Below are 11,107 nucleotides of genomic sequence, written 5' to 3'. Positions count from 1 at the left end.
CGGCAAGCCCCTGCCGCCGACCGGTGGCTACAAGGTTCAGCCGGGCGACAGCCTCGCCAAGATCGCCCGCGCCAACGGCGTCTCGGTTGCCGCTCTCAAGGCCGCCAACGGCATCTCCACCGAAAGCATCCGCGTCGGCCAGACGCTCAACATGCCGGGCGCATCGACCGATGCGATCAAGACCGCTTCCGTTCCCGCCAAGGAAGCGGCGGCAGTCAAGGCTGTCGAAACCGCATCGGTGAAGCCAGAGCCCTATAAGGCCCCGGCTGCGGCTCCCGCTGCCTCCGCGCCCGCCACACCGGCGACCGCAAGTGTCAGCGATATCGAGAAGAAGGCCGACATGGCATCTGTCGCACCGGAATCCACCGGCATCGGCAAGTATCGCTGGCCTGTTCGCGGCGCGGTCATCAATAATTTCGGCGACAATGTCGAAGGCAGCCGCAACGATGGCATCAATATCTCGGTTCCCGAGGGCACGCCGATCAAGGCCGCCGAAAACGGTGTCGTCATCTATGCCGGCAACGGCCTGAAGCAGCTCGGCAACACGGTTCTCGTCCGTCATGACGACGGCAAGGTCACGGTTTACGGCAACGCCGCCAATCTCGACGTCCAGCGCGGCCAGAAGGTTCAGCGCGGCCAGACCATCGCCACGTCGGGCATGACCGGCAGCGCCAAGCGTCCGCAGGTTCACTTCGAAGTTCGCAAGGATGCGACGCCGGTGAACCCATCCACTTTCCTTGAATAGGTATTGCGTCTCAAGGAATGATGAAGCCGGGTGATGAGCCCGGCTTTTTCATTTCGGGGTGATGGGTGCGGAAAAGGTGCTGGAATGGGTGCCTCGGGCTTAGTGAGTATTGGTTTCTCGCGGTTTTCTCCTCCGTCATGCCGGACCCGATCCGGCATCCAGTCGACGCGCGTCTGCGCGGCGGAATGAGTCTCCTCAGCCCAAGGACTTGGGCTGGCTGGATACCGGCTCAAGGCCGGTATGACGGATGTGGGGATGCAGCCCAAGTCACGTCGAGCCGCTACGTGTCTAGCCTCTGACCAGCCCCACCGTCTTCTCGATGAAATTGGCAATGGCGCCGGTATCGTCGAGATCGAAAACCGGCAGCGCCGTGTCCGTCACCGCATGGTCGGCGGCAATGGCGACGATATGCGGATCGAGCGGCGCAAGCGGTTCGGTCTTGGCCGCTTCCAGCCGGCGCGCCTCGATCTTCGGCACCGGTTCGTATTTATAACCCTCGATCAGCACGAGATCGCATGGCGCGAGGCGGGAGAGGATGTCTTCGAAGGAAGGCTCGGGGTCGCCGCGCAATTCATGCATGATGGCGAAGCGGGTGCCGGAGACGATGGTGACCTCGTGCGCGCCCGCCTGACGGTGACGCCAGCTGTCGGCGCCGACCTTATCGATGTCGAAATCGTGGTGGGCGTGCTTGATGGTCGAGACGCGGTAGCCGCGCGCGGTCAGTTCCGTGACGATCCGCACTGCAAGGCCGGTCTTGCCCGAATTTTTCCAGCCGGCAATGCCGAAGACCTTTTGCTCGCTCATGTTTCCATACTCTCCAGGTGACGACGCGCCAGAGCCAGTTCATCCGGGGTATTGATGTTGAAGAACGGATCGAGGCTGCCCGTGGCCGTTTCAAGCGGCGGGAAAGCTACGCCGATGGTGACATGGCGGGCGAGAAACGCGCGGATGCGGCGGTTTGCATCGTTTTTCAACCAGCCCTCCAGATCGTCGCCCAGGGCCACCGGCCAGAGCGCAAAGACCGGGTGGAGCTGGCCACCGGACGAGGCGATGACAATGACGTCATCCGACAGGTACTCGCCCAGTCGTGCGACCAGATCGTCCGGGAAAAACGGGCTGTCGGCGGGTGCAGTCATGAAATGGCTGCCGAAGGTGTCGCGATCGCGGAAATGCCGCATGCCGGAAAGAACCCCCGCAAGGGGGCCAGCGTGGCCGTTCAGCGTATCGGGCAGAAGCGGCAGGCCGAAACTTTCCGCCCAATCGCCCTTATCCGTCACGGCGGCATTGATGGTGACATCGCTCACCTGCGGCGTCAGGCGACGGATGACATGGGAAAGCAACGGCGCGTCGCCCAGCGTTGCCAGCGCCTTGTTGCTGCCCATGCGGCGCGAAAGGCCGCCCGCCAGCACGAGACCGGGAATTGTTCGGGGAGGGACGATCATTGCCGCTGTTCCTGCCGTCTGACGATGTAGGTGGTGAAAAGGGCGACAAGGCCGGTTAACAGCATCACCATGAGGAGCGGCCACGTTCCTTCTTCTTTCGTGAGCACGGAAGAGGCAAGCACGGAAAGGGCCGCGCCGCCGCCGATCGTCATCGCGCCGCCAAGGCCGGAGGCAGAGCCCGCCAGATGCGGCTGCACGCTGACCATGCCGGCATTCGCACTTGGCAGCGTCACGCCGTTTCCCACGCCGATCAAAGCGAGCGGCACGAAAAACGCGTAAGGGCTGTCCGCTCCTCCGATCACGAAGAGGATCGCAGCGGCGATACCGACAATCCCGATGACATTGCCCGAGAGCATCATTCTGTTGATGCCGATTTCACTGGCATAACGACCGGAGACGAAGTTGCCGAGCATATAACCGCTGGCCATGAAAAAGAACTGCAGGCCAAGCATGGCCGGCGTCAGCCCGTAAAGCACGCTGCCGACAAAGGGCGCGCCACCGAGGAAGGAGAAGAACATGCCTGACGAGAAGGTCGAGGTCAGCGCATAACCCCAGAAGAGGGGCGAGCGCAGAAGCTCCGGCCAGGCATGGAACTGCTGCGAGAAGCTTGCCGACCTGCTGTGATTGGTTTCACCGAGATCGAACCAGGCGAGCACGAGAATGCCTGCGCCAAGAATCGCCAGCAGCGCAAAGCTGGACTGCCAGCCGGAAAAGTCGTTCAGCAGCCCGCCGACCGTCGGGCCAACCATCGGCACAACGGACATGCCCATGGTCACGTAGCCGATCATCGATGCCGCCTGCTCCATCGGCACCATGTCCCGCACGATGGCGCGGGCGAGCACGAAACCGGAGACGACGGCGGCCTGCGCCACGCGGCCGATCATGAAAACGGTAATGTTGGGAGCCAGCATGCAAACCAGTGTCGCGGCGATCATTGTGGCGATGCTGGCCAGCATCACCGGGCGGCGGCCGAAGAGATCGGAGAGGGGGCCGATCACCAGTTGCAGCAGGGCGGTGGCGGCAAGATAACCCGACACGGCAAACTGCATCACGGCGTAATCGATCTGAAAATGAACCGCCATGGCCGAAAGCGACGGCAGGAACAGGTTCATGCACAGCGCCGCGACGCCGGCGATGACAACAAGCGTGATGATATGGGGCGGAGTGGTCCGGTCGAGGAAACGGCTGGTTCTCATTTTATTCTCCCGCCTCTTCCGTTACCGCCGCTTTTGCAACGGAAGCGGGCCGCACGGTGGTCGCCGCCGTTGGCGTCGCAGCCGAACGCTTTGCCATCTGCGAGCGCTTGCGCAGGCTTTCGCGATAGAAAGTATAAAGGCCCGAACCGATGACGATCATGGCGCCGACGACGGTGTAGCTGTCGATCTTTTCATTGAAGAAGAACACCCCGATCATGAAACCCCAGAGCAGGCTGGTATAGCGAAAGGGTGCGACAAAGGAGATTTCGCCTGTCCGCATCGCCAGGATGATGGCCTGGTAACCAACCAGCACGAGAATGGCCGAAGCCGCGAGATGCGAGACGATCGCGACGTTCATTGGCTGCCATCCGCCGAAAGGCACGATCAGTAGCCCGCCCACGGCCATGTTGACGAAGGCGGTGATGACGGTGATGGCGAGGGAGGGTACGTCGGCGTACATTTTCCGTGTCAGCAGATCACGTGCGGCAGTGACCGCAAGCGAGGCGACGACCAGCAGGGCGCCTGACGTAAACCCTTCCGGGCCCGGCCTGATGATGACGAGGACACCGATAAAGCCGGTGATGATGGCCACCCAGCGCCGCCAGCCGACGGGTTCGCGCAGGAAGAGCGCCGCCCCGAGCGTCACGATCAGCGGAAGGGACTGCAGGATGGCCGAGGCGTTGGAAAATTCGATGAGGCCCAGCGCCGTCAGATAAAGCACGGCGGCTGTCACCTCGCAGAGACAGCGCAGGATGATGATGGGCCGCAGCAGGGTTTTCAGCGGCCGCAACGCGCCGAAGTGGCGGGCGGCGATGTAGATCAGCACCACGGTGATGATGCCCCGAACGAACATGATCTGGCCGGTGTTGATGTAGGGGGTGACGGACTTCGTCAGCGCATCGTTGGCCGTGAAGCTTGCCATTGCGAGCGCCATCAAAAGTGCGCCGCGCGAATTATCCGTCAATGCCATTCCCAACGATCCCAGACCATGCGCGGTATCCCGCCGCCCCTGCCGGGCGATGTGGGCCGCCCCCGCGGCACGACCACGCATTCCTCCATGCATAGAGACGTGGCACGGCATGGCTGGCAATTCAACCGTTTATATGGGTGGGTAGACGAGAAAGACGTCGCGTGAATGCTCAGCCGCCCGTAACGCTCATATGGCGGGCGACGGCGGGGCGGTTGTGGGTGCGGTCGATGATGAAATCATGCCCCTTCGGCTTGCGCAGCAGGGCTTCATCGATGGCGCTGGAGAGATAGGCGTCGCTGTCGGAGGCGCGCAGCGCGGTGCGCAGATCGGCGGCGTCATCCTGACCGAGGCACATATAAAGCGTGCCGGTACAGGTGAGGCGGACGCGGTTGCAGCTTTCGCAGAAATTATGCGTCATCGGCGTGATGAAGCCAAGCCTGCCGCCGGTTTCCTTCACCGTGACATAACGGGCAGGACCACCGGTCTGGTAATCATTGTCGATGAGCGTGAAGTTCTTTTCGAGATCGGCACGCAGTTGCGAGAGCGGCAGATAACGATCGGTCCGATCTTCCTCGATTTCGCCCATCGGCATGGTTTCGATGACGGTCAGGTCCATGCCGCGGCCATGGGCGAAGCGCATCAGCTCCGGCATCTCCACATCGTTGAAATCCTTCAGCGCAACCGCGTTGAGCTTGATCTTGATGCCCGCCGCCTGCGCGGCATCGAGCCCTTCCATGACGCGATCAATATCGCCCCAGCGGGTAATGTGGCGAAACTTCTCGCGGTCGAGCGTATCGAGCGACACGTTGATGCGGCGCACGCCGCAATCGGCGAGTTCGTCGGCGAATTTTGCAAGTTGCGAACCGTTCGTCGTCAGCGTCAGTTCTTCCAGCCTGCCGGCCTCGATGTGGCGGCCGAGGTTTCTGACGAGCGACATGATGTTCTTGCGGACCAGCGGTTCGCCGCCGGTCAGCCGCAGCTTGCGCACGCCGCGCGCGATGAAGACGGAACAGAGCCGGTCGAGTTCTTCGAGCGTCAGAAGATCCTTCTTGGGCAGAAAGGTCATGTGCTCCGACATGCAATAGGTACAGCGGAAATCGCAGCGGTCCGTCACCGAGACGCGCAGATAGGTGATGGAGCGGCCGAAAGGGTCCACCATGGGGGTGGCTTTTTCCGTCAGGGTTTCCGCTTTTCCAAGCGAACCGGGGAAACTATTCACGTCTCCGTCCTCACTGCGCGTTGTGTCGGGCGCAGGCCCGAACTCTGCTCTCCAAATGATGTAGTGACTTGCCTATTGTCAGGCAAGTCCGTAATTCTGGCGCATATAAAGAGCGTGCGGAAGTGAAAAATGAGTGATGTCTGGCCGACCGAGCTGCTTGTGTCGAAAGACCGGCGGGATTTGACCGTTTCTTTCGATGATGGGAGCGTTTACCGGCTCTCTGCCGAGATGCTGCGCGTGCTCTCCCCCTCGGCGGAAGTCCAGGGCCATGGGCCGGGGCAGAAAGTCACGGTGCCCGGCAAACGTGACGTCACCATCCGCAACCTCGTCGCGACCGGCAATTACGCGGTTCGGATCGCCTTCGATGACGGCCATGACAGCGGCATCTATACATGGAAGTATCTCAGGGAACTGGGTGAAAGCGGGCAGACGCTGTTTGCTGAATATGAGCGGGAGCTTGCCGAAAAGGGCTTGAGCAGGGAGCCGCGATACCGGTAGAGAAAACATTGGGGGGAAATGCCCTCGTGAGGCGATGACAAAGATGTTGCAAACGGGGCGTTTGCCAAAATAGTGCCATCCGCACTTCGTCACCCCGGAGTGATCCGGGGTCCAGCGCGATCAAGTCCTTGATCGCAGAAGACATGTTTCTCACGACGCAGACGCGTCGTGGCTGGATGCCGGATCTAGTCCGGCATGACGGAGGAAGGTTTGTACTTTGCCATCGCCCGGGCGAGGGAGCACCCTTGTCTTGATCAAATACAACGGGGTGGCGTGTGGCTGTAGAAGCGAATGGAAATGATCTGGCCCAGGTGGTCGTGCTTTTGGCGGCGGGCGTTGTGGCCGCGCCGATCTTCAAGCGTATCGGCCTCGGCTCGGTGCTGGGCTACCTCGCGGCCGGCCTGGTGATCGGGCCTTACGGTCTCGGTTTCTTTTCCGATTCGCAGGCCATCCTGCACATTGCCGAACTCGGCGTGGTTATGTTCCTCTTCATCATCGGCCTTGAGATGCAGCCTTCGCGGCTGTGGTCGATGCGACAGGATATTTTCGGGCTCGGCGCATTGCAGGTGCTGGTGTGCATGGGCGGGCTGACGCTGGTGGGTGTGAGCCTTGGCTTTCCCGTCATCATGTCCTTTGTCGCTGGGACCGGCTTCGTGCTGACATCAACGGCGATCGTGATGCAGATGCTGCAGGAACGAAACAGCATGTCGAGCCTGAAAGGCCAGCGTATCATTGCGATCCTGCTGTTTGAGGATCTGGCCATCGTGCCGCTGCTGGCGCTTGTCGCATTCCTCGGTTCGGGCGGGGAACACGTCACCGCTTCGGAACGCTGGGCATCGATCGGCATCGCGCTTGCCGCCGTGGGTGCGCTCATCCTCGCCGGACGTTATCTGCTGAACCCGTTTTTCCGCCTTCTCGCCGCTTCCGGCGCGCGGGAGGTGATGACCGCTGCGGCACTGCTGGTGGTGCTGGGATCGGCGCTTCTGATGCAGGTCAGCGGTCTTTCCATGGCCATGGGCGCTTTTCTGGCCGGCGTGCTTTTGTCGGAATCCTCGTTTCGTCATCAGTTGGAGGCGGATATCGAGCCGTTTCGCGGCATCTTGCTCGGCCTGTTTTTCCTCGGTGTGGGCATGGCGATCGATCTCGGCGTCATCGCGTCCAACTGGCAGCTCGTGCTGGTCAGCGTTGTCGCCTACATGCTGCTCAAGGCTTTCCTGATTTACGGAGTGGCGCGGGCGCTCGGCACCACACGGCGCGAAAGCCTGGAACGGGCGGTGCTGATGGCGCAGGGCGGCGAATTCGCCTTCGTGCTTTATTCAGCCGCCGTCAGCGCCGGCATTCTCGACCGGGAGGCCAATGCCATCCTGACAGCGACCATTATCATCTCCATGGTGCTGACGCCGCTGATTGTTATTCTGCACGACCGACTTGTGCCGGCGGCGGTGCCCAATACCGACGATCTCGACGTGCCTGAAAATGTCGAAGGCAGCATTTTGCTGATTGGTTTCGGGCGTTTCGGCCAGATCGTCAGCCAGCCGCTTCTGGCGCGTGGCTACACCCTGTCCTTGATCGACAAGGATGCCGATTTCGTGCGCGATGCGGCCGAATTTGGCTTCAAGGTCTATTACGGCGACGGCTCGCGGGCGGAAATCCTGCATGCGGCTGGCGCCAGCACCGCGCGTGCGGTGCTCATCTGCGTTGATGACAAGGAAGCGGCTGTTCGGATCGCGGAGATCGTCAAGCACGAATTCCCTCTGGTACCCGTGCTTGCCCGGGCCTATGACCGCGGTCATGCCATCGATCTGCTCAAGGCAGGGGTCGATTACCAGATTCGCGAGACGCTGGAATCGGCGCTGAACTTTAGCGAGGAAGTGCTTGGCGCCATGGGCGAGGAGCGGGAAGATGCAGCGCGGCTGGTGGAAGAGTTCCGCGACCGCGACGAGGAGCGTTTCGCCATGGAAGTCGTCGGCGGCATCTATGCAGGGCGCTCGCTTATCCGCGGCAATGCCCAGCCTGCCGACCTCGTGGCGGCGCGCACCGCGCGTGAGCGGGCCGAGCGGGAAAAGGCGGAAGCCGACGAAGAGTAAGAGCTGCGCCTTTCCGTGGCGGAGCATGATTTCGAGGGATTGGAGCGGACATGACGATCATTCGCACGGTTGAGGAACTGAAGGCGATCTATGATGGCACGAGCGAGGCATCGATCGCCAAGGTGACCCGTGCCCTGACAGCCGAGTACCGGCAGATGATCGAAGCGTCACCGTTTCTGGCGCTGGCGACGGTGGCACCTGAGGGCATGGATTGTTCCCCGCGCGGCGACAAGGGCGGGGTGGTGCGGGTGGCCGATGACAGGACAATTCTGTTACCGGACTGGCGCGGCAACAACCGCGTCGATTCGCTTCTGAACATCGTGCGCGACCCGCGGGTGGCGCTGATGTTTCTTGTTCCCGGCTCGAACACCACCATGCGCATCAATGGGCGCGCGGTGGTCAGCGTCGATCCCGCGCTGCTGCAAAGCTTCGAGATGGACGGCAAACATCCGCGAACCGTTATCGTGGTGACGATCGATGAGGTCTATTTCCAGTGCGCCCGGGCATTGATGCGCTCCGAGCTGTGGAACCCCGATCACTTCGTTAATCCGGCATCGCTGCCAACGCCCGGTCTCATGCTCAAGGCGGCAAAGGCTGAGTTCGACCAGGAGACCTATGACCGCGAATGGGCGGCGCGCGCAGCGGCAACGATGTGGTGAGGCGCAGTAACAACCGACCATCGGGCCGCTGAGGTAATCCTCGCATGGCTTACGCCATTGGCGAAAACGGAGCGCCTCACTCCGTCACCCCGGACTGGATCCGGGGTCCAGCGCGATCAAGTCCTTGATCGCAAGAGGCTTTTTTCACGGCGCAGACGCGCCGTGACTGGATGCCGGATCAAGTCCGGCATGACGGAGGAGATAGTGGTGCACACACCACCATCCTCACGTCCGATAAATCAGCCAGTTTTTGCCGGTGTAATTCTTCTGCATGCCGTCTTCGTAAAAGACGGAGCGGTTTCGGCCGGTTTCCTTGGCGTGGTAGAGGGCCGTATCGGCGTGGCCGTACAGCTCGCCCGGGTTGGTGGCCTGGGCGGCGGAGGCGAAGCCGATGGAGATCGTGACGGTGCCGTAATCGGCACCCGATCGCGAATTGCGGAAGGGCGTGCTTTCCAGTGAGAGGCGAATGCGTTCGCACATGACCATCACTTCTTCCGGCGTGTTGCCGTCCATGATGATGGCGAATTCCTCGCCGCCGCTTCTGGCGACAAAGCCATCCTTGCGCACATTGGCACGGATGACGGAGGCGACGGTGGCGAGGATCTTGTCGCCGACCGGGTGGCCGAACGTGTCGTTGATGCGCTTGAAGTGATCGATGTCGAGAAGCACAAGCGTCGTATATTGCAGGCCGATGGAGCTGTCGTAGATCGAGGCCAGCTTGTCGTCGAAGGCGCGTCGGTTGGAAAGCCGCGTCAGCGAGTCGGTATTGGCGATGCGCTTGTATTCGTCGAGCTCAAGACGGACCTGATGCATCTCCTCGGCGTGGCGGTTGACGTCGTTGAACGTCTTTTCGCCATCGATGATTTTCGTGCCGGTCGCTTCTGAGAGCAAGGCGATGGCGTTTCTCAGGATGTTGCTGCTGGCGGCATTCTTGTCATCGATGCGCTGGCGGGTTTCGCCGAGTATCCTGTTGTAGTTCGCCATGGAGGACTGTTCGCGCCTCAGCGTGCCGAGCAGAGCCTCCAGTTCGCGCCGCAGCTTCTCATGGGCATCGTCGACAGCGTGGTTGGAACCACCCTCGCCATAACGGGAATAGAGCTCGTCCAGATCCTCCTGCGCGATCTTGTTTCCAAGCGCGGCCAGATCTTTGGTGAGGGCGGGGTTCGAGCCGATATAGGCTTCATAAAAGAGGCTGTAGTTGCGCGGGATCGGCGAAACACCCATGCTGCGCATCGCAAAGGCAATCTGCCCGGCAATGTCGGGCCCCGATGTTTTGGGGGTGGATGCCGTGTTCATCAAGAAACTCCAATGAGCCAAATTATCAACTATGATTATTATGATGAAGCCCGTTTTGGAAAGCTTAATCTATGGAAAATGAATTTTTGTCTCAGGAAAATCGATTTTCCCCATTTTTTATCTTATTTAATTGAAAAATATAAGTAATTTCAATTCTGATGGGGTCGGAAAGCGTTTTTCTCTACTGCGTGCCTTGTTGCCAGCATCGCATTTATTCTGTCAATCCCAATAAGGGGAATCATGTGATTTATTTTGAAACAGCAACAGGGAGACATTCGAGCAGTAGATAGGCGTCTTGCTGTTGCGCGCTCCATCGCTCCGCCCTCCGGGACGGGATATTGATCCAGCAATGCTACGGTTTTATTTGCGGCCCAACGCCGGCGGTGAAGTTTTTCGCGCCGATGCTGCAAATATCGGGCTTCCCATCATGGGTACCGGCGGAATATCAGACTTTCAGCCTCAGGATCGTGCATTCCGCGCCTTCAGCAAGCGCCGGCGCATTGGGCGGGCGGATGATCAGCGCATCGGAATGCGCCAGTATCTTCATCATCGATGAATCCTGTTTCGTGAAGGGCTCCGCAACCGGCGTCCCATCTTGCCCAGCGGTGACACGCGCGCGCAAATAGTCCTGGCGGTGGTCATTGACCTTCAGCGCCGTGGCAGTGCGCGCTGTCGCAAGGCGTTGCAGGGGCGCGCGGCGGGCGATGCTGCGGACGAGCGGTTCGAGGAACAGCAGACCGCAGACAAGGCTGGCGACGGGATTTCCGGGCAGGCCCAACACCTGCATGGCACCGATTGAGCCGACCATCAGCGGTTTTCCGGGCCGCATGGCAACGCGCCAGAAGTCGAGCTGCATGCCCTGCGCCTTCAGCGCCGCCTGCACCAGATCATGATCGCCAACGGAAGCGCCGCCCAGCGTCACCAGCACGTCGACCTTGGCGGCGACGGCCTTGGCGATGGCGGCGCGGATCAGCGCCTCGTCATCGGCGATGATC

11 protein-coding genes are annotated in these 11,107 nt (G+C 60.9%); 4 read left to right on the top strand and 7 right to left on the bottom strand.

Annotation, left to right across the window (positions count from 1 at the left end; translation table 11 throughout):
* The coding region (locus ACUTJJ_RS23040; protein ID WP_445543545.1) for a peptidoglycan DD-metalloendopeptidase family protein at positions 1-745 on the top strand (745 nt) is incomplete at its 5' end.
* A 288-nt stretch (positions 746-1,033) separates the two neighbouring features.
* Here ACUTJJ_RS23040 and mobB read toward each other — a convergent pair.
* From mobB to moaA, 5 genes are all read right to left on the bottom strand, one after another.
* Positions 1,034-1,549 carry a molybdopterin-guanine dinucleotide biosynthesis protein B gene (gene mobB, locus ACUTJJ_RS23035; protein WP_445543544.1) on the bottom strand — a complete coding sequence of 172 codons (516 nt, stop codon included), beginning with the start codon at positions 1,547-1,549 and terminating at the stop codon, positions 1,034-1,036.
* Positions 1,546-2,187, bottom strand: a complete 642-nt coding sequence (gene mobA, locus ACUTJJ_RS23030) for a molybdenum cofactor guanylyltransferase MobA (RefSeq protein ID WP_445543543.1) — start codon at positions 2,185-2,187, stop codon at positions 1,546-1,548. Before mobA ends, mobB begins: the two co-directional genes overlap by 4 nt.
* Entirely contained in the window at positions 2,184-3,383 is a 1,200-nt protein-coding gene (locus ACUTJJ_RS23025; RefSeq protein WP_144574076.1) for a multidrug effflux MFS transporter, read from the bottom strand. Before ACUTJJ_RS23025 ends, mobA begins: the two co-directional genes overlap by 4 nt.
* A 1-nt stretch (position 3,384) precedes the next feature.
* Positions 3,385-4,353: a DMT family transporter gene (locus ACUTJJ_RS23020; protein WP_445543542.1), complete on the bottom strand. Its 969-nt coding sequence runs from the start codon at positions 4,351-4,353 to the stop codon at positions 3,385-3,387.
* A 169-nt stretch (positions 4,354-4,522) separates the two neighbouring features.
* The gene (gene moaA / locus ACUTJJ_RS23015; protein ID WP_445543541.1) at positions 4,523-5,572 is read right to left on the bottom strand and encodes a GTP 3',8-cyclase MoaA; all 1,050 of its coding nucleotides are present in this window, start codon (positions 5,570-5,572) and stop codon (positions 4,523-4,525) included.
* 129 nt (positions 5,573-5,701) lie between these two features.
* Between moaA and ACUTJJ_RS23010 the strand changes: the two genes are divergently transcribed.
* From ACUTJJ_RS23010 to ACUTJJ_RS23000, 3 genes are all read left to right on the top strand, one after another.
* Positions 5,702-6,070 (top strand): gamma-butyrobetaine hydroxylase-like domain-containing protein, encoded by a 369-nt coding sequence (locus ACUTJJ_RS23010; protein ID WP_063948858.1) that lies wholly within the window; start codon positions 5,702-5,704, stop codon positions 6,068-6,070.
* Positions 6,071-6,345: 275 nt separating this feature from the next.
* Positions 6,346-8,157, top strand: coding sequence for a monovalent cation:proton antiporter-2 (CPA2) family protein (locus tag ACUTJJ_RS23005; RefSeq protein WP_445543540.1), 1,812 nt, complete (start codon positions 6,346-6,348; stop codon positions 8,155-8,157).
* Between the two features lie 50 nt (positions 8,158-8,207).
* Positions 8,208-8,816, top strand: a complete 609-nt coding sequence (locus tag ACUTJJ_RS23000) for a pyridoxamine 5'-phosphate oxidase family protein (RefSeq protein ID WP_296070172.1) — start codon at positions 8,208-8,210, stop codon at positions 8,814-8,816.
* 225 nt (positions 8,817-9,041) lie between these two features.
* Here the strand turns inward: ACUTJJ_RS23000 and ACUTJJ_RS22995 are convergent, their stop codons facing one another.
* Together ACUTJJ_RS22995 and ACUTJJ_RS22990 are read right to left on the bottom strand one after the other, a co-directional pair.
* Positions 9,042-10,112 (bottom strand): GGDEF domain-containing protein, encoded by a 1,071-nt coding sequence (locus ACUTJJ_RS22995; protein ID WP_063948861.1) that lies wholly within the window; start codon positions 10,110-10,112, stop codon positions 9,042-9,044.
* Between the two features lie 445 nt (positions 10,113-10,557).
* On the bottom strand, positions 10,558-11,107 hold a 550-nt coding region (locus ACUTJJ_RS22990; protein WP_445543539.1), incomplete at its 5' end, for a molybdopterin-binding protein.

It is taken from the genome of Agrobacterium sp. DKPNP3 (genome assembly GCF_052686535.1).
The sequence above is the reverse complement of the archived record's forward strand: the minus strand, read 5'-3'. Positions and strand labels throughout refer to the sequence as shown.

What these genes read in the sequence shown, in the direction of transcription:
- mobB (WP_445543544.1), bottom strand. Translation starts at nt 1,549, where the DNA reads ATGAGCGAGCAAAAGGTCTTCGGCATTGCCGGCTGGAAAAATTCGGGC.
- mobA (WP_445543543.1), bottom strand. Translation starts at nt 2,187, where the DNA reads ATGATCGTCCCTCCCCGAACAATTCCCGGTCTCGTGCTGGCGGGCGGC.
- ACUTJJ_RS23025 (WP_144574076.1), bottom strand. Translation starts at nt 3,383, where the DNA reads ATGAGAACCAGCCGTTTCCTCGACCGGACCACTCCGCCCCATATCATC.
- ACUTJJ_RS23020 (WP_445543542.1), bottom strand. Translation starts at nt 4,353, where the DNA reads ATGGCATTGACGGATAATTCGCGCGGCGCACTTTTGATGGCGCTCGCA.
- ACUTJJ_RS23010 (WP_063948858.1), top strand. Translation starts at nt 5,702, where the DNA reads ATGAGTGATGTCTGGCCGACCGAGCTGCTTGTGTCGAAAGACCGGCGG.
- ACUTJJ_RS23000 (WP_296070172.1), top strand. Translation starts at nt 8,208, where the DNA reads ATGACGATCATTCGCACGGTTGAGGAACTGAAGGCGATCTATGATGGC.
- ACUTJJ_RS22995 (WP_063948861.1), bottom strand. Translation starts at nt 10,112, where the DNA reads ATGAACACGGCATCCACCCCCAAAACATCGGGGCCCGACATTGCCGGG.